Below are 17,528 nucleotides of genomic sequence, written 5' to 3'. Positions count from 1 at the left end.
GCGATGTCGCTCTCGTCAAGATAGCCGGAGCCGAGCAGCACGGACTGATGCGTCATGCCGCCGAGGCCGAAACAGATCACCGGCGCTTCCTCCGCCATAGTGAGGACGCGCTCGATGATCGGGTCCTGTTCGAGCGCGATCCGCGTCGATTTCGAACCGAGAATCGCCGGCACGGGCAGAAGCGTCGCCTGGCCGCCGGCCGATTGCGCGAATTCCTCCGCGACGGCGGAATTGCGTGTGGTCGTGGCCCTGAGCGCCGCCGATCCATTGACCAGCACCACCTGCAACCCGCGGCACCAATCCTTCGGCAGGGATCTCGCCACCGCCGCCATGGTGCGGCCCCAACTGACGCCGAGCACGGAGGGACGCGGATTGAGGCTGACGAGATGGGTGGCCGCCGCCTGCGCGACGCTATCCATGATGAGGCTGGGATCCTCAATCTCGCCGGTGGGCACAACGATCGCCTCGCGCACGCCGAACTGCCGTTGCAATTCGATTTCCAGCGAGGTTCGCCGCCCCGCGCGCGGGGTGATTTCGATCCGGACGACGCCCGACTCCTTGGCTTCAGTGAGCAGACGCCCCACCTGCCAGCGCGTCAGGCCGAGCTCGGCAGCGATATCGGATTGTGTCCGGTCGAGATCGTAATAGAGCTTCGCCACCTGCACCATCAGGTGATCGCGCTGTTCGTTGATCGGCAGACGGGCCGTGTAAGGATTACGCGCGCTCATTGCCCGCTCCTCATCTGGCGTCCCGCCAGCTTGTGCAGCACCGGCCGGGTCGCCTCGGTCGCTTCGAGATACAGCGGCAGCATGCCGGCATACCAGTCTGCGCGACGAGGGTCGGGGAGAAGCTCAGTCGAGGGCGCGACGCAGCTTTTCGCGGCGGTCGGGAGATCCGAATAGACACCGATCGCCGATGCGGCGGCGGCGGTGGCTCCGATGAGGCTGAGATTGTCCTCCCGCGCCACCTGCACCGGCATGCCCAGAGCATCGACGGTGGCTTGCAGCCAGGCGGCGTTCTTGACGATGCCGCCGGCCATCATGATCCGGTCCACCCCTACCCCGCGCGCCTTCAGCACCGACAACACATTCGCGGAGCCCAACGCCAGGCTGTCGACGGCCGACGAATAGATGTCGGCGCGTCCATGGCCGAGGGTCAGTCCCATCATCGCCCCGCGCAGGGACGCGTCGCGGAAAGGGGTGCGGTTGCCCATCATGTAATCGAGCGCGAGCAGACCATCGGACCGGCCGGGATGGGCGGCGACCTCGGCGATCAACGCCTTGTGGCCGGCGGGATCGAGGCCGAACATGTCGAAGGCCAGCCAGTTGAGCATGGAGCCCGCGGCCACCTGACCGCATTCGACCAGCCATCGGCCCGGCGTCAAGGCATTGGGATAGGGCCCCCAGAAAGCCGTGACATCGGCCTCCTCGGCAAGTTGAACCAGTTGCACGATCGAGGTCCCGCCGATGAACAGCATGCCGCCCGGCTCCACCGTGTCGGCGCCGAGAATGCCGATATGGGCGTCGATGCCGCCCTGGGCGATGATCGGTCTGTTGTCGAGCCCGAGCTCGCTCGCCATCTCGGCCCGCATGGGGCCGATCACGCCGCCGACGGGAACGATGCGTTGCGGCAGCTTGTCCGCGAGCTCGGGGATGCCGAACGCCTCATAGATCTCAGGAACGAAGCGGCGGGCGTCGCTATCGTAATTCCATTTGCAGGCCGCGTTCATCAGCGACCCCGTCCATTCTCCGGTCAAATGGAAATTGATATAGTCCAGCGCCTCGCAGACGATGTCCGCCGAAGCCCAGATGTCAGGCTGATTGCGCTTGAGCCACATGGATTTCGGCACCAGCCATTCGACGGCGTCCGAGCCGCCGCAAAACCGCATGACGGAATGGGAAAACTCCGCAGTCTGGCGGGCTTCGGCGTCGGCGCGGCAATCCATCCACAACAGCGCGTCGCGCAGGGGCGCGCCGTCTTTATCGCAGACGGCCACGGTGGAGGCGGTAGTGGCCACACAGACGGCGTCGACGCTGCGGCGGCCGGTTTCGGCCAGCACTGCGCGGCCCGCGGCCCGCAGCGCCGCGAGCCATTCGCGCGGCTGCTGCTCCGCCCAACCGGCGCGGGGATAATGCGTGGCGTAGGCGGCGTCCGCCTGGGCCAGCATCTTTTGCCGGTCGGTGTCGTAGAGACCCGCACGCACGCCGCCGGTGCCGAAATCGAAACTCAGAATATGAGCCATATATCCTCCTCCTGCCTGCCCGTTCCCGCGCCCCGGCCTCCTGTCTCCGGGGCGTTCCGTCAGGGCCGGAACATGATCTTGGAAAAGAACAGGCCGCGATCGGTCTTGAGCGTCTCGAACATCGCCGGAAGCTCTTCGAGACCCAACTCATGGGTGATCATGAATTCCCACTTCAGGGCGCCGGACGCAAGCTTGTCGAGCGTCACCGTCCACTGCGGACCGGGATAAGGCGCGCCGAAGGAATTCCAGGATCCGTGGAGAGAGACTTCCTGCCGCAGGAAATGCTGGAAGGCGGCGTTGGTCAGCGGCACATCGCCGACGGGAATGCCGATGAACACGACATGGCCGCCCGGCGCCGCCAGCCGCACGGCCGCATTGACCGAGCTGGGATGCCCCGCCGCTTCGACGATGACGTCGGCGAGCAGCCCCTTCGGCAGCTCGGCGTCGGACAGGAAGGCATGGGTCGCGCCGGCCTGGCGCGCGAGTTCCAGCTTCTCTTCGGACACATCGACGGCCACGACCTCGCGGGCGCCCATCAACAGCATCCACTGGATGGCGAAGAGGCCGATCGGCCCGCAGCCGATCACGGCGCCGCGATCGCCCATGCGCACGCCGCCGGCCTTCCAGATGGCGTGAAGCGCGATCGAGGCGGGGTCGACCATGGCGGCGGCGCGGGGATCGCAGCCTTCAGGAGCCTTGAGCAGGTTCTCGACCGGGGCGCAGACCCATTCCGCATAGGCGCCGTCACGGCGGGAGCCGAAATAATCATAGTTGCGGCAGCGGGAGAAATTGCCGGTGCTGCACTGGTCGCAGACGCCGCAGGGCAGCATCGGCGGGACGGTGACGAGATCGCCGAGAGCGAAGCCCGAAACGCCGGCGCCGAGTTCCTCGATCCGGCCGGAGAATTCGTGGCCGCAAATGATCGGCATGCGATGGGCGCCCTTGATCAGCATGCGCGGCAGATCCGATCCGCAGACGCCGACAGCGGCGACGCGCAGCAGAACCTCTCCGGCGGCCGGCGTGGGTTTGGGACGATCTTCGAGGCGGATGTCTCCGGGAGAATAGAGAACGGCAGCGCGCATGAGGCAATTCCTTGGCGATGAAAAACGGTCCGCCGGCGCGGCAACCGGCAGGGGAGTTGGGAGGAGCGATCCGCCCCTCCCGTTCTGGCTTGGAGGTTACTTCTTGAGAATTTCCGGGCGATATTCGGCGAAGAGCGCCGTATGCGGGAATTTCGAGACGTTTTCGGGCGTCACGAGCGACGTTCCGGCATCGACGAAGGCCGGCACAGATTTCTTGGCCGCCGCTTCACGCGCCACCTGGATGGTGACGTCGCCGAGATATTGCGGATCATTGAGGGCGGTCGCGACATATTGCTTGCCCGCCGACATGGTCTGCAGCGCCTCCGACAGGCCGTCGACGCCGGCGATCAGCACGTCGGTGCGGTTGTTCTCGGTGAGAACCTGCAGGGCGCCCAGCGCCATGTCGTCATTGTGCGCGTAGACCACCTTCACGTCCGGATTGGCCTGCAGCAGGTCCTGCATGGCGGTCACGGCGTTGGCGCGGATATATTCGGCATAGGGGCCTTCGGTGATGGTGTGGCCGGAGCCTTCGATCGCGGCATGGAAACCGTCGCGACGATCCATCATCACGGCGCCGCCGGCGTCGCCCTGGATTTCGATGATCTTGGCGTTGGTCACGCCATCGGCCTTGAGACGGGCGACGACCGCTTCGCCGACCAGTTTGCCCATCGCCTTGTTGTCGCGGCCGACATGGGCCACGACCTGGCCGCCCTTGACCGGACGGTCGACGGTGATGACCGGAATGCCCGCCGCAGCGGCGGCTTCGAGCGAAGGCGTGACGGCCTCGGGATTGACCGGATTGATGATGATCGCGTCGACGCCCTGGGTGATCAGGTCCTGGATGTCGTTGTTCTGTTTGCTTACGTCGCCATTGGCGTCGAGAAAGACGAGCGTGTCGCCGGACGCCTTGGCGGCGGCTTCGGCGCCGTTCTTGAGCTGGACATAGAACGGCGACTGCAGCGTCACCTGGCTGAAGCCGATTTTCAAGCCTTCGGCATAGGCTGGCGCGGAAACGGCCAAAGCGGCGACGAGCGATCCTGCGGCCATCAGACCGGCGATGAAGTGGCGACGCGTATTCATTGGAAAACCTCCCGGTTGAAACAGAGACGAATTGCCCTCCTCAGCAATTCAGCAGATGTGATATTAATTCACTTCTGCTGTTTCAAAGTCATCATGAGGCGGCCCGATCTGTCAACCGCAGCGCTCGGGCAAAAGTAAGAAATCTGATATCCATATATTTTCACTTGCTTTTTCACACTGTTCACCTGATCCATCGACCATTGAAAGATCAGCCTCCGGGGAGACCAAAGTTCGAATGACCGACGAGCCAACGGAAGCTTCCTTCAGATGCAGGAATTTCCCACCAATGCAGCGTGTGGATCGCAGCGAAAAGCCATGCCTCCCGAGACCCGGTTTTCTCATCCGATTTCCAACGGATAATCGCGCCGTCGCGAATGCCTGTGGCAGCCCCTTTTCACAATGAAGGGAGCTTGGGAACGAGGACGCCGACCGGCATGGACCGAGACCGCGTGGTGACGGATGACCAACGGCCTCCGTGTCGCTTGGCGTCGACGGGTTAATAACAATTGGTAATTAACCGCGCGCTTCACGGAATTAGGGCGCTTACGAGCTTCCTGTTAGCTTGCATAGGAAGGTCGCTTGGACCGGCAAATGGACCGAAAGCAATGGCAGACTACACTCCTCCGTCGATTGCCGAGATACAGCAGCGCTACGACGCTGGCCTGTCTCCGGTCCGCGTCATTGAAGATTGCCTGGAGCGGATCGCCTCCAGCAACGATCGGATCAACGCGATGATCTTCGTCGGCGGCGAGGAGGCTCTCGAACAAGCATATGCTCTCGAAGCGGAGCTTCGATCCGGCCGGTCGCGCGGGCCTCTGCATGGAATTCCCATTGCGGTCAAGGATGTCATCGACGTGAAGGGCTGGCCGACGACGTCGGGTTCGCGCCTGTTCGGCGATCATGTCGCTGCCGACGACGCCATCTGCATCCACAACCTTCGCGCCGCAGGAGCCGTGATTGTCGGCAAGACAAATCTGCATGAGCTGACGGCTGGCGGTCACGACAATCCATGGTTCGGCAAGGTCGTCAATCCTTTGGACCCAACGCATGGAACCGGGGGCACCAGCAGCGGCTCGGCCGCCGCCGTCGCCGCCGGCTTTTGCCTTGCAGCGCTGGGCACGGATACCGGCGGGTCAAACCGCTCGACGGCAGCGGCGACCGGCCTCGTTGGGTTCAAGCCGACAAACGGGCGTGTCGACGCGCGCGGGGTTCGACCGACCGCTCCGAGCCTCGACGTCATCGGGCCCATCGCGAGCAGCATAGAAGATGCGCGGCTCGTTCACTTCGCCGCCCTCGGGGGCGCAACACCAGGCGCAGAGACGATCCCGCTTGCCGGGCTGCGCATCGGCCTCTGTCCCGATCTTCATGCCTCCCGCGTTGATCCGGTCGTGGCCGGGGCCCATGAAAGACTCCTCCGCGCATTGACGGCGGCGGGCGCGCGATTGACTCCGCTTGCATTTCCTCTTGCCGGGGCGGTCAAAGACGCGGGCCTGACTATCCTGCAATACGAGTTCGCAGCCTCCTATGCCGATCGCATCGAGGCCGCCCCGGACGCTGTCGGATCTGCCGTGCGCGACTTCGCGGCAGGCGGTCGCGCCATCTCCTCCGCCGCCTATGAGCGCGCGTTGATGTTGCGCCGCCAGGCGCGCGTGGAGTTTCTGGAGCTGATGTCGTCGGTCGACCTCGTGCTCGCGCCCGTCGCGCCCGGCCTGGCGCCGCGCCCTGTCCGACGAGATGACCGTCGTCGGCGACACATGGACGCCGTATGGCCCGGCAGGCGGCAGCTTCCGTCGCTGGGCGAATTTCTTCGGTCTTCCGGCGCTCGCTATGCCTTTGCCGACATCGGGCGACCTGCCCGCATCCATTCAAATCTCGACGCCGCCCGATACCGACGCGTTGCTGTTCTCGCTGGCCGAGGCAGTGTTCCGCGCGGAGGAGGCGCGTTGAGGGGTGAATCCACGACGTCCACAACACCTAAAAGGGGAACGAATATGAAAAACGTCATTGTCGCCTTATCCATCCTGCTCGCGCCGCTCACGGCGGCCAGCCCATCCGCGGCCGCTGACGAAGTCTTGCGCTTCGGTGTCGCCGCCGAACCCTATGCGCCCTTTTCCGTGAAAGACGCGAGCGGCAAATGGCAGGGCTGGGAAATCGATCTCATGGACGCGGTCTGCGCCGAGATGAAAGCAAAATGCGAAATCGTCGATGTCGCATGGGACGGCATCATCCCGGCATTGCTCGAAGAAGTTCGACGTCATCTGGAGCTCGATGTCGATCACCGACAAGCGCAAGGAGGTCATCGACTTCACCGACAAATATTACTATTCGCCGAATGTGCTCGTGGGCGCCAAAGCCGATACGCGTGTCTTCGACGTGACCAAGCCCGAGACATTCAAGGGCCTAAACGTCGCCGCACAGAGCGCGAGTCTCCAGGCGACCTATCTTCAGCAGAAGTTGGACGGCGTCGCCGACCTCAAGATCTATCCCACGCTCGACGACGAGATCGCCGATCTGCAGGCCGGGCGCGTGGATCTGATGGCCGCCGCTGGCATTCAGATACAGGACTTCCTGAAGAAGCCCGAGGGGCAGGCCTATGAAATAAAGGTCACCCTGCCGCACGAAAAGATGTTCGGCTATGGCGATGGCGGCGGCGTCCGCAAGGAAGACACCGCTCTTCGCGACCGGCTCAACGCCGCCATCAAGGCGGTTCGCGCGAGCGGCGAATACGACAAGATCACCAAGAAGTACTTCACCATCGACATCTACGGCGATTGATCCTGATTTCCAAATCTACGCGCCGGCCGACATCGGGTCGGCTGGCGCATCTCTCAAAAACCGGAATAGGCCGCATGGATCTGATCGCCTCTTGGCTAACCCTTCTCAGCTTCGGCGATCGGGGCTGGAGCGACGAATTGGTTCGGGGCGCTTGCCTCAGCCTCGGCATTTCGATCAGCGCCTATATCCTCGGCTTGCTGATCGGTCTCGCCGGAGCCCTGGCGAAGCTTTCGAACAGCGCCGTCGCCAAGGCCTTCGCCGCCGCTTACACCACGCTCATTCGCTCGATCCCCGATATCGTCATCATCTTCTTGGTCTATTACACCGCCACCGACGCCATCAGAACCTTCCTGGGGGCCTCCGGTCTGATGACGGATTTTCAGATGAACGGCTTCGTCGCCGCCGCGATATCCCTGGGGATCGTCCAGGGCGGCTACAGCACCGAGGTCCTACGGGGAGCCATCGTCGCCGTCGCTCCCGGGCAATCGGAGGCGGCCTTTGCGCTGGGACTGCGCCGGCGCCAGGTTTTCCTCAAGGTCGTCATGCCCCAGATGGTTCCTCTGGCTCTGCCCGGATTGGGAAATCTCTGGCTGGTGGTGCTCAAGGAAAGTTCGCTGGTCAGTCTCATCGGTTTCACCGAGCTTGTGCTCGCCGGAAAGATGGCCGCGGGGGCCACGCGCCATTATTTCCTGTTCTACTCCATGGTGGCGCTGATCTTTCTGATCATGTCGGCGGCCTCGACAGTCCTGCTGCATTTTTTCGAAGCGAGATCCTATCGCGCGTGGAGACCGAGGTGATGACGGATTTTGGCTCCTATCTCGCCACCCAGTTGTTCGCGGGGCTTCAGGCGACGATAGTCTTGTTTGTCGGCTGCGCCCTGGTCGGCAATGCGCTCGCGGTTCCGCTCGCTCTCGCCCGGCTGTCGTCGTCGCGCTGGCTGCGCTACCCCGTGATCTGCTTCGTCCTCGCCTTCAGGGGGACGCCTTTGCTGGTCCAGCTCTATCTTGTCTATTTCGGCGTCGGTCAGATTCTCTCGGGCATTCCCGCCATTCGCTACAGCCCGCTCTGGCCCGTGTTGCGCAGCGCCTATAGCTACGCCTTCCTGACATTGTCGCTCAACACGGCGGCCTATTGCAGCGAAATCTGGCGGGGCGCCCTGCAGGGCGTTCCGAGGGGGCAAGACGAAGCCGGAAGGTCGCTCGGCCTTACCAAAGGCCAGATCCTGCGCTGGATCCTGCTGCCGCAAGCGCTGCGGTTGGCTTTGCCTGCCCTCGGCGGCCAAAACATTCTGCTTTTGAAGGGCACGGCGTTGACGGCGACGATCACCTTGTTCGAGTTGATGGGCGCGGCAAACCTCGTGCGGGCGCAGACGTTCAGGGTGTATGAGCCTCTGGTCGCGGTCGCCTTCGTCTATTTTATGCTGGCAATCGTCATCACAAGCGGGTTCAAGTTCGTGGAGCGACGGCTGCCATCCTATTCGTGAGGCAGTCGCTGAGCGCCATGGCGTTAGGGAGATCGAGTTGCTGAACAATGACGGCGAATTCTCGCCCCGCGAGATCGAGGTTTTTGCGGCGGTGATGACGCATGGGACGACGACCAAGGCCGCCGATGCGCTCAACATCACCCAACCCGCCGTCAGCAAGATCCTGCTTCAGTTGACGACGAAGGCGGGTTTCCCGCTATTTCGTAACCACCGTCAGCGGCTTATCCCGACTCCTGAGGCGCATATGCTGCATGCCGAGGTTCGGCGTGTCTATGACACGGTTCGCGGCATTTCGCGGGTGGCGCGCGAGATCAAGGAGTTGCGCAGCGGGCGGCTCAACATTTCGGCGCTTCCCGCCTTCGGCCTGACCTTGTTGCCGTCGATCATCGCCAGCTTCACCAAGGACTATCCGGACGTGGCGGTCACGATCGATATCCGCAGTTCCTCCACGATCATTCAGCGCGCCAGCCGAAGCCAGCTCGACATCGGCGTGGCGGCCGAAGTCAACGATGAATCGCCATCCGTGGTCCGGCGGGCGCTGGTGGCGACGCCGCCGGTCTGCATCATGCCCAAGGGGCATCCCTTGAGCCGACTGTCCGTCGTGCAGGCCGACGATCTGGAGGGCTTGGATTTCGTTTCGCTCGGCGTGGGCGATCCGATGCGGCGGCAGCTGGACGCCTTGTGCGAGGAGCGCGGCGTGCACCGGTCGATGAAGATCGAAGCTGCGCTGTCCGACACCTGCGCCAATCTCGTCGCCAGCGGCGTCGGCGTCGCCGTCATAGACCGGCTGTCGGCCTGGATGGCCCGGGATCTTCCCATCGAGATCCGGGACTTCCAGCCGCATCTGGACATCAATCTGAGCGTCTACCGTCCCTGGGGGACCATCGCGTCATCCGTCGCCGACACCTTTGTCGAACACCTGATTCAGAACACCCGCGATTACATGAACGCGGTGGATCGCGGCGTCAGGGCGCTCGCCGATTCCTGACGGCGGGCGCCTTTGAGCGCGGTCGACCTAGCGCGTGAGCTCGTCGAGAATGTCGAACAGCCTGACAATGTCGCTCTCGTCATTGTAGACATGCGGAGTAACGCGCATCTTGCTGCCCCGGATCGTGACGAAAACGCGCTTTTCTTTTAGTCGCTTGGCGAGGTCGTCGCGATTGCGCGATCCAAGCTCCACGACCGAAACATGGCCAGCCCGCAAACTTTCAGCAGGTCCCGAATAGCCGCGCTGTTCGGCCTGCCGCCAGATCATGCGATTGAGGTCCAACAGGCGTTCATAGACCCTCTGGCCGCCCCATTGCCGCAACAGTCGCATCGATTCGATGGCGATCGGCAGGACGGCGAAATCGGAGCGTTCGCCCATGTCGAAGCGACGCGCGCCGGGCAGGTAATCGAGCATGGTCTCGAGGAAGAAGTCGGGCCGCTCGCCGCCGGCGCGATTCCAGGAGTGAAATTCGAGGGGACGGCCGGCCGTCTGCCACTTCTTGTCGGCATAGAGAAAGGCCAGCCGATAGGGTCCGAGCAGGAATTTGTAGGTCGCAAAACTCAGGAAATCAGGGCGAACCCGCGCGACATCGAAAGGGACTGCGCCGACCCATTGGGTGCCGTCCATGACCAGACTGGCGCCGACGCCGCGGCACGCATCGGCGACGGCTTCGATATCGACATGCGTTCCCTCAAACCAGTGCAGGATCGTGCCCGCAACGACAGAAACCGGCGCCCGCGAAGTGCGGATCGCCGCGATCAGGCAATCCGACCAGGCCTCATCCGGCGCTCTTTTGACCATCACGACCTCGGCTCCCTTTTGCTTGGCGAGCTCATACCAGGCGTAACGATGCGAGGTGTGTTCGTTCTCCATCATCAGGATCACCGAGCCTGCGGCCACGGGAACATTGGCCGCAGCCAGCGCAATTCCGTAGGACGTGGCGGGAACGAGCGCCACGTCATCGGGAGAAGCGCCGATGAACGACGCCGCCAAAGCGCGGGCCTGCTCGACCTCGTCATAATAGGAGTCGATGGTCATCTCCCAAGGCGCAGCCTTGACATGAACGCCGCGCAAGCCGGCTTCGACGGCGCTGCGGGGAATCGGCGACATATAGGCGACGTCGAGATAGGTGACATCATCGGGGATGGAAAACAGATGCCGTTGACTGGTGAGCATTGTCAGGTCCTTACAATGAGACTTCGACGCCGAGGCCGAGATCTCTCGCTTTCTGATAGATGAAATTGGCCAGCTCCAAGTCTTGGGCGGGAACGCCGAGGGAGCGATACAGGGTGATTTCGGACGCGTCGTTGCGACCGCGGGCTTCGCCGTTCAGCGCAGCGCCGATCTCTGCGATGATGCGCGTCGGATCGAGACGGCCATCCGCCAGCGGCTCCATCAGGTCCGCCGCCGATGTCATGGCCATCGGCATGTAATCCACCCAGATGCTCGACCGCAGGACGCAGTCCGCATCGAGCTCTTTGAGTGATGGGATGCTGGCGCCGACGGCGTTGATATGCGCGCCTTCGGAGATCCACTGTCCCTCGAGCACCGGGAATTGCGCTGATGTGACGGTGCACACGACATCGGCCCCACCGACGGCCACGCGCGCGCTTTCACAGGCCGTAGTCGGATAGCCGATCCGGCTCTGAGCCTCGGCGAACCGACGGGTTTTCTGCGGATCGCGGCCCCAGACGCGCACATGCTGGATCGGCCGCACCAGGGAGATGGCTTCGATATGTCTGGCCGCCTGCTCGCCATAGCCGATCACGGCCATGTTTGTGGAATCCTCGCGTGAGAGCAGGCGGGTGGCCACGGCGCTGGCGGCCGGCGTCCGAAGCCCGGTAATGGCATGTCCGTTGATCAGGGCGACCGGGCGCCGTGCGCCCGGTCAAACAACAGCACGCCGCCTTGATGCGACGGCAGGCCGTGATCGAAATTCTGCGGACTGACGGAGAGCACCTTGGCCCCGAAAAGGGGGAGGTCTTCAGGTGACGCATACATGAGCGACAGACAGGCCCCGGCCGCGCCCGACAGACCCAGCGTGCGCCGGACATCTTGCCGGGTGACGCCGCTCGAGGTCTTGCTCAATGCGGCTTGCGCAAGTGTGATGGCTTCGCGCTGGCTGACCAGCGCTTCCACGGTCGGTCCGTCGATGATCAACAGTCGGTTGGCGGAGTGAGCGGGGCGGAACGTCATGGGCGACCCTTGATGTGTGAGGCGCTCCAAGACGTATCATCGCACCGACACTCCGGGCGGCCAAACTTTATAACTTCCGCGCGGCATGTACTGTCGTTTTCTCATATCCGCCCCAGGTTTCCTGTGGTTCGGCTCGGTCCGCGCCGCTTCATAACTATTCATTATAAGCCGCCCCGATGCGGTTGTTTGATTGTGCGCCCCCCTTCTCCAAAACCATCTGACGTCGCCGGGTGGGCGTCCGCTTCGCCTAGAGGCAATCAGAATCGTCGCAGTTTGACGGGAGAATGAAATGCGTATTGTCGTTATTGGGGCCGGGATCATCGGGAGTTCGGTGGCCTATGAAAGCGCGAAAGCGGGCGCGGAGGTCACCGTGCTGGAGGCGGGTAAAATCGCCGGCGGCGCATCTGCGGCGAGTTTCGCCTGGACCAACGCCACAGGGAAGAGGCCGCAAAGCTATTTTGCGCTGAATGTCGCGGGCATGCGCGCGCATCTCGATCTCAGCCGCGAATTCGGCCATGCGCCATGGTTCAAGCAGGCTGGCAGCCTGGAATGGTATTCAAGGCAAGAGGACTGGGCGGCGCAGGCCGAAAACGCCGACCAGATGCGGGATTGGGGCTATGGCGTCGAGTGGATCAGCAAGAGCCGGCTGGCGGAGCTTGAGCCGGAAATCGACCTCTCCGCCATCGGTCAGTCTCCGATCATCTATTATCCGGAAGAAGGCTGGGTGCATCCGGTTCTCTATTCCGCCAGCCTGTTGAGGGCCGCCCGCGAGCGCTGGAACACTCGGGTGCATGCCTTTTCGCCGGTCGAGAAGCTCGACCTCAGCGGCGAGACCAAGACGGTCCGCACGACGCAAGGCGATGTCTACGAGGCGGATGTCGTCATCAATTGCACCGGCAGCTGTGCAGATCGCAAGCTGGATGGCGCTCCGACGGTGCCGATGGCCTCGACCGTGGGTGTGCTCGGCTTCACTCTGCCGATCGCTTCGACGCTTCAGAGACAGTTCCATATGGACGATCTCGACGTCCGGCCCGACGGCGCAGGCCGGTTGATGATCCACAAGATCTCGGTCGATGATGTCGTGCCTGCCTTGGGTGAACTCGACCCAAAGGGGCCCGAGGCGGAGCTTCTGATCGATGCGGTGAGAAAGGTGCTGCCGGCGGTCCAGCCGGATGATCTCGAGGCAATTCGCACGACCATGCGCCCCATCCCCAGCGACCGGCTGACCTGCAGCGGCTGGGCGCCGGGCGTCAGCGGTTACTATGTCGCCGTCACCCATAGCGGCGTGACCATCGCGCCCTATCTCGGCAAGGCGGTGGCCGACGAGGTAGTTCGCGGCAATGTCCAGGAGAGCCTGGCGGATTTCCGCCCCGATCGCTTCTTGTCTGCGAAAAACGGCATGGGACAGAGATCATGATGCTCCAGCATATCGACAAGACCGAGCGGCTGAGCCGCGTCGTCGTTCACCACGGGATCGCCTATTTCTCCGGGCTGACGGCCGACGACAAACAGGAAGACACACGCGGGCAGACCGCGCAGATCCTCGCAAAGGCCGATCTCTACCTGGAGCGCATCGGCTCCAATCGCGCCTCGATCATCAGCGCGATGATCTGGCTGAGGGATATCGGCGATTTCGATCAGATGAACCTCGCCTGGGTCGATTGGATCGACAAGAGCGCCCCGCCGGCCCGCGCGACCGTGGAAGCAAAGCTCGGTCTGCCGGAGATCCTGGTCGAGATCCAGTTCACGGTGGCAATTCCCGACTGACCATCGCCGCCGGCGCCTGCCAAGCGCGTCCGGCGGCAATCGCTGCAACACCGAAGGGGATTTCCCGCCATGACCGAAAAACGAACGCCCCTGCAGGCCGCCGGATCCGAACCCTCTATCGAAATCATCGGCATGAACAAGTGGTACGGCGACTTCCACGTTCTGCGAAACATCGATCTTAAGGTTCGCAAAGGCGAGCGCATCGTGATTGCCGGCCCCTCGGGCTCCGGCAAATCCACCATGATCCGATGCATCAACTGGCTGGAAAAGCATCAGACGGGAAAAATCATCGTCGACGCGATAGAGCTGACCGACGACAACAAGAAGATCGACGAGATCAGGCGCGAAGTCGGCATGGTTTTCCAGCACTTCAATCTGTTTCCGCATCTGACAATTCTGGAAAACTGCACGCTGGCGCCGGTTGCGGTGCGCAAGATGTCGAGGCGAGACGCCGAAGAGCGCGCCATGCATTATCTGAAGCGGGTCAAGATTCCCGAACAGGCCGACAAATATCCCGGCCAGCTCTCCGGCGGGCAGCAGCAACGCGTCGCCATCGCCCGGGCGCTGTGCATGACGCCGAAAGTCATGCTGTTTGACGAACCGACATCGTCGCTCGATCCGGAAATGGTCAAGGAAGTGCTCGACGCCATGGTGGGATTGGCCGAGGAAGGCATGACCATGCTCTGCGTCACCCACGAAATGGGCTTTGCGCGGCAGGTGGCCGATCGGGTGATCTTCATGGATTGCGGCGAGATCATCGAACAGAACGCCCCGGCAGAATTCTTCGACAATCCCCAGCATGTCCGCACCCGGCAGTTTCTCAGCCAGATCCTACATTGATTGGATTCCGGCGACACCTGTTTCGAAATTCGGGGTGCAAAATGGAGAGGAGAGATTCGTGTTCAGCAAGGTGAACATTGCCGATGACCGGCCCAGTGTCGTCATCGACATCGACGGCCATCCGGTCGCCTGTCGGGAGGGCGACACCGTGGCCGCAGTCGTCATGCTGCATGGCTCCCAACCTTATCGACGCAGCATTCTCTCGGGCTCGGAGCGAGCGCCCTTCTGCATGATGGGTATTTGCTTCGACTGTCTGATCGAAATAGACGGCGTTCCGAACCAGCAAGGCTGTCTCAGGCGCGTCGAGCCCGGCATGCGGATCCGGCGTCAGATCGAAACGCCGGGCGCCCTCCGGCAAGAGGAGACGCGGCCATGACCCTCAAAGTCGATATCTGTGTGGTGGGCGGTGGGCCCGCAGGAATGGCCGCGGCAGAAATGGCGGCGCGACACGGGCGGTCCGTGGCGCTGCTCGACGAGCGGCCGAGCGCCGGCGGCCAGATCTATCGCGGTCTGGAAGACGGCCCATTCAGCAGGTCAGAGGCGCTCGGGGCCGATTACCGGCAAGGAGCCGACGTGATCTCCCGCTTCCGGAGCGCCCGTGTGACGTCTTTCTTCGGCGTCGATCTCTGGCGCATCGACATGAGCGAAACGGGTGGCGTCGCGAGCTTTGTTCATGACGGGGCGTCGAGCCGTCTGGCCTTTGGGGATCTGATCCTCGCGACCGGGGCCATGGAGCGTCCTGTTCCCTTCGAAGGCTGGACCTTGCCCGGCGTGATGGGCGTCGGCGTAGCGCAGCTTCTGTTGAAGACATCGGCAATCGCGCCATCGGGCCGCATTGCTTTGGCAGGCAATGGCCCGCTCTTGTTGTTGTTTGCAACCCAGTTGTTGAAACTGGGCGTCGAGATATCGGCAATTCTCGACACTTCGCCGAGAATCAGCCGTATTGCCGCAGTCCTGGAGCATGCTCGCGGCCTCGCGTCGAACGCCGGCAAGGTCTTGAAAGGCGCAGGCTATATCCGCGCCGTAAGACGGGCGGGCGTTTCCGTCTACCGCGATGTCTCGAGCCTTTCGGCATCGGGAGGAGACCGGATTTCTTCGATCGCTTTTGAGGCGGAAGGCGGCGCTCGAAAAATCGACGTGGACGCCTTGCTGGTCCATGAGGGCATCATTCCCAATACCCAGCTGTCGCGCGCCTTGGGATGCCGGCATATCTGGGACGCGGCGCAAAAATGCCTGCGCCCGGAGATCGATGCGTTCGGTGAAAGCAGCGTGGCCCGCGTCTTCATCGTCGGCGACGGCGCAGCAATCACAGGCGCGGTTGCCGCGCCAGCCTCGGCGGAGATCGCCGTCGGCCGTATTCTCGACCGTTTGGGACATGGAGGAGCGGAGCTGGGCCTCAGTCTGCGTCGGGCCTCAAGAACGCTTTCGCGCGAACGCGCCTTTCGTCCCTTTCTGGATGCGCTCTATCCACCCCGGCTTTCGGTCGCGGCGCCCGACGATGCAACCATCCTGTGCCGCTGCGAAGAGGTGACGGCGGGCATGCTCCGCGCTGCGATCAAAGACGGAGCGATCGGCCCCTCCCAGGCGAAAGCGTTCACGCGCTGCGGCATGGGCGCCTGCCAGGGCCGCGTCTGCGGCCCCATCGTCTCGCAGCTGATGTCTGCCGAGACCGGACGATCGATCGGCGACATCGGATCATACAATGTGCGCTACCCGCTGAAGCCCATAACCCTGCAGGACATGGCACGCAGCGGCGATGACGCGCGGCCTGCGGGAGGCGAACATGCTGCTTGAAACCGATGTTGCCGTCATCGGCGGCGGGCTGGTGGGAATATCAGTGGCCTACGGCCTTGCCCAGCGCAAGGTCGACAGCGTCGTTGTCGATGAAGGCGACGGCGCCATCCGGGCCAGCCGCGGCAATTTCGGTCTGGTGTGGGTCCAGGAAAGGGCCTCGCGCTGCCGGCCTATACAGGCTGGGCCATGCAGGCTGTCGGGCACTGGCCGGATCTGGCCGCCCGCCTCTTGTCCGAGACGGGCATCGATGTCGGATTGACTCAGAAAGGCGGGCTATATCTGAGCAGAAGTCCCGAAACCTTCGCGCAGCGCGCCCGGGATCTGGCGACTGTGAAATCGCGCTTCCCCGGCGATTACCACTTCGACATGCTCGACAATGCCGAGATCCGCAAGCGCGTGCCGCATATCGGCCCCGAGGTCGTGGGCGGCAGCTATTCGCCTTATGACGGCCAGGCCAATCCGCTCAGACTTCTTCACGCGCTGCATCGAGCTTATCTCCAACGCCGCGGTCGCGTCCTGTCGACGGGCGGCGTGTCGGATATTGCCGTCAAGGACGGAAAATATATCCTCGAAACTGCCGCGGGCCAGGTGGTTGCTCGGCGCATCGTGCTCGCCGCCGGTCTCGGCAATGCCCATTTGGGCGCCATGCTCGGCGCCGAGATACCGGTGAAGCCTGTCCGGGGACAGATCCTGGTGACCGAGCGCATGCCGCCGATGTTCGATATCGCCATCGAACAGGTGCGCCAGACCGAAGACGGCACGCTGATGATCGGCGGCAGCTGGGAAGAGGTGGGATTGGATGTCGCCACCACATTCGACGTGACGCGGCGGATCGCCGAGGACGCCCTGCATTTCTTCCCAGCCTTGAAGGCGGTCCGCGTCATGCGCAGTTGGGCAGCGCTACGGATCATCACGCCCGATGCTGCGCCAATTTACGAAGAGGTTGCGCCGGGCGCTTTTCTCGTCACCTGCCATAGCGGCGTCTCGCTTGCGGCAGTCCACATGCGCGATACTGCCGGCTGGATCGCCGAGGGCGCTATCCCCGCCGCAATGAGCGATTTCGATCGGCGCCGTTTCCTCCTCTGAACGAGGGTGGTCTCCGTCGATCAGCTCTTCAGCGGTATATTGCCGACTGCAAGATGCAAGTCTGCGCCGCGCGTATATTCCATGTCGCTCCGCGCTCTGAGCTTCCTCTCGCCGGTTCAACTCGTGTAGCCTGGGGTGATTTCCAATCATGCGCAAATCAGATTCAGGGATGCTTCGGAACGCGTTGTGTCCACG

General features: G+C 63.0%; 18 protein-coding genes and 2 pseudogenes. 13 read left to right on the top strand and 7 right to left on the bottom strand.

What is annotated here, in order from left to right:
• From H2O14_RS25600 to H2O14_RS25585, 4 genes are all read right to left on the bottom strand, one after another.
• The coding region (locus H2O14_RS25600; RefSeq protein ID WP_182830129.1) for a sugar-binding transcriptional regulator at positions 1 to 728 on the bottom strand (728 nt) is incomplete at its 3' end.
• Positions 725 to 2,242: a ribulokinase gene (locus H2O14_RS25595; protein WP_182830128.1), complete on the bottom strand. Its 1,518-nt coding sequence runs from the start codon at positions 2,240 to 2,242 to the stop codon at positions 725 to 727. The genes H2O14_RS25595 and H2O14_RS25600, both read right to left, overlap by 4 nt.
• Positions 2,243 to 2,301: 59 nt before the next feature.
• Positions 2,302 to 3,324 carry a galactitol-1-phosphate 5-dehydrogenase gene (locus H2O14_RS25590; protein WP_182830127.1) on the bottom strand — a complete coding sequence of 341 codons (1,023 nt, stop codon included), beginning with the start codon at positions 3,322 to 3,324 and terminating at the stop codon, positions 2,302 to 2,304.
• A 96-nt stretch (positions 3,325 to 3,420) separates the two neighbouring features.
• Entirely contained in the window at positions 3,421 to 4,404 is a 984-nt protein-coding gene (locus H2O14_RS25585) for a substrate-binding domain-containing protein (RefSeq protein ID WP_182830126.1), read from the bottom strand.
• Between the two features lie 605 nt (positions 4,405 to 5,009).
• Between H2O14_RS25585 and H2O14_RS29665 the strand changes: the two are divergent.
• The 6 genes and pseudogenes from H2O14_RS29665 to H2O14_RS25555 form a co-directional block, all read left to right on the top strand.
• A pseudogene (locus H2O14_RS29665) lies at positions 5,010 to 6,080 on the top strand (amidase); the annotation flags it as partial.
• Between the two features lie 58 nt (positions 6,081 to 6,138).
• Entirely contained in the window at positions 6,139 to 6,351 is a 213-nt protein-coding gene (locus tag H2O14_RS25575) for a hypothetical protein (RefSeq protein WP_182830151.1), read from the top strand.
• 56 nt (positions 6,352 to 6,407) lie between these two features.
• Positions 6,408 to 7,179: pseudogene (locus tag H2O14_RS25570) on the top strand (transporter substrate-binding domain-containing protein).
• Positions 7,180 to 7,253: 74 nt separating this feature from the next.
• Positions 7,254 to 7,976: an ABC transporter permease gene (locus tag H2O14_RS25565; protein ID WP_182830125.1), complete on the top strand. Its 723-nt coding sequence runs from the start codon at positions 7,254 to 7,256 to the stop codon at positions 7,974 to 7,976.
• Entirely contained in the window at positions 7,976 to 8,662 is a 687-nt protein-coding gene (locus H2O14_RS25560) for an ABC transporter permease (RefSeq protein WP_182830124.1), read from the top strand. The genes H2O14_RS25565 and H2O14_RS25560 overlap by 1 nt, the downstream gene beginning before the upstream one ends.
• Before the next feature lie 37 nt (positions 8,663 to 8,699).
• Entirely contained in the window at positions 8,700 to 9,650 is a 951-nt protein-coding gene (locus H2O14_RS25555) for a LysR substrate-binding domain-containing protein (RefSeq protein WP_246697821.1), read from the top strand.
• A gap of 27 nt (positions 9,651 to 9,677) precedes the next feature.
• Here H2O14_RS25555 and H2O14_RS25550 read toward each other — a convergent pair whose 3' ends face one another.
• From H2O14_RS25550 to H2O14_RS25540, 3 genes are read right to left on the bottom strand one after another with little or no spacing between them, the layout of a single operon-like run.
• On the bottom strand, positions 9,678 to 10,826 hold the full coding sequence (locus H2O14_RS25550) for an aminotransferase class V-fold PLP-dependent enzyme (protein WP_182830123.1): 1,149 nt from the start codon (positions 10,824 to 10,826) through the stop codon (positions 9,678 to 9,680).
• A gap of 10 nt (positions 10,827 to 10,836) precedes the next feature.
• A complete protein-coding gene (locus H2O14_RS25545; RefSeq protein WP_312858735.1) occupies positions 10,837 to 11,463 on the bottom strand; it encodes an ornithine cyclodeaminase family protein in 627 nt (208 codons plus the stop codon).
• A gap of 47 nt (positions 11,464 to 11,510) precedes the next feature.
• Positions 11,511 to 11,846, bottom strand: a complete 336-nt coding sequence (locus H2O14_RS25540; protein ID WP_182830122.1) for a hypothetical protein — start codon at positions 11,844 to 11,846, stop codon at positions 11,511 to 11,513.
• A 289-nt stretch (positions 11,847 to 12,135) separates the two neighbouring features.
• Between H2O14_RS25540 and H2O14_RS25535 the strand changes: the two genes are divergently transcribed.
• From H2O14_RS25535 to H2O14_RS25505, 7 genes are all read left to right on the top strand, one after another.
• Complete coding sequence (locus H2O14_RS25535) at positions 12,136 to 13,263, top strand: FAD-binding oxidoreductase (RefSeq protein WP_182830121.1); 1,128 nt, start codon at positions 12,136 to 12,138, stop codon at positions 13,261 to 13,263.
• A complete protein-coding gene (locus H2O14_RS25530; RefSeq protein WP_210275621.1) occupies positions 13,260 to 13,613 on the top strand; it encodes a RidA family protein in 354 nt (117 codons plus the stop codon). The genes H2O14_RS25535 and H2O14_RS25530 overlap by 4 nt, the downstream gene beginning before the upstream one ends.
• Positions 13,614 to 13,682: 69 nt before the next feature.
• Positions 13,683 to 14,453, top strand: a complete 771-nt coding sequence (locus H2O14_RS25525) for an amino acid ABC transporter ATP-binding protein (RefSeq protein WP_182830120.1) — start codon at positions 13,683 to 13,685, stop codon at positions 14,451 to 14,453.
• Positions 14,454 to 14,511: 58 nt separating this feature from the next.
• Entirely contained in the window at positions 14,512 to 14,829 is a 318-nt protein-coding gene (locus H2O14_RS25520) for a (2Fe-2S)-binding protein (protein WP_312858734.1), read from the top strand.
• Positions 14,826 to 16,247 (top strand): NAD(P)/FAD-dependent oxidoreductase, encoded by a 1,422-nt coding sequence (locus H2O14_RS25515; protein WP_182830118.1) that lies wholly within the window; start codon positions 14,826 to 14,828, stop codon positions 16,245 to 16,247. Before H2O14_RS25520 ends, H2O14_RS25515 begins: the two co-directional genes overlap by 4 nt.
• Positions 16,237 to 16,506, top strand: a complete 270-nt coding sequence (locus tag H2O14_RS28675) for an FAD-dependent oxidoreductase (protein WP_182830117.1) — start codon at positions 16,237 to 16,239, stop codon at positions 16,504 to 16,506. Before H2O14_RS25515 ends, H2O14_RS28675 begins: the two co-directional genes overlap by 11 nt.
• Positions 16,434 to 17,333, top strand: coding sequence for an NAD(P)/FAD-dependent oxidoreductase (locus H2O14_RS25505; RefSeq protein ID WP_182830116.1), 900 nt, complete (start codon positions 16,434 to 16,436; stop codon positions 17,331 to 17,333). The genes H2O14_RS28675 and H2O14_RS25505 overlap by 73 nt, the downstream gene beginning before the upstream one ends.
• Positions 17,334 to 17,528 lie beyond the last annotated feature (195 nt).

Source organism: Rhizobium sp. G21 (assembly GCF_014158035.1).
Lineage (GTDB): Bacteria > Pseudomonadota > Alphaproteobacteria > Rhizobiales > Rhizobiaceae > Rhizobium_E.
The sequence above is the reverse complement of the archived record's forward strand: the minus strand, read 5'-3'. Positions and strand labels throughout refer to the sequence as shown.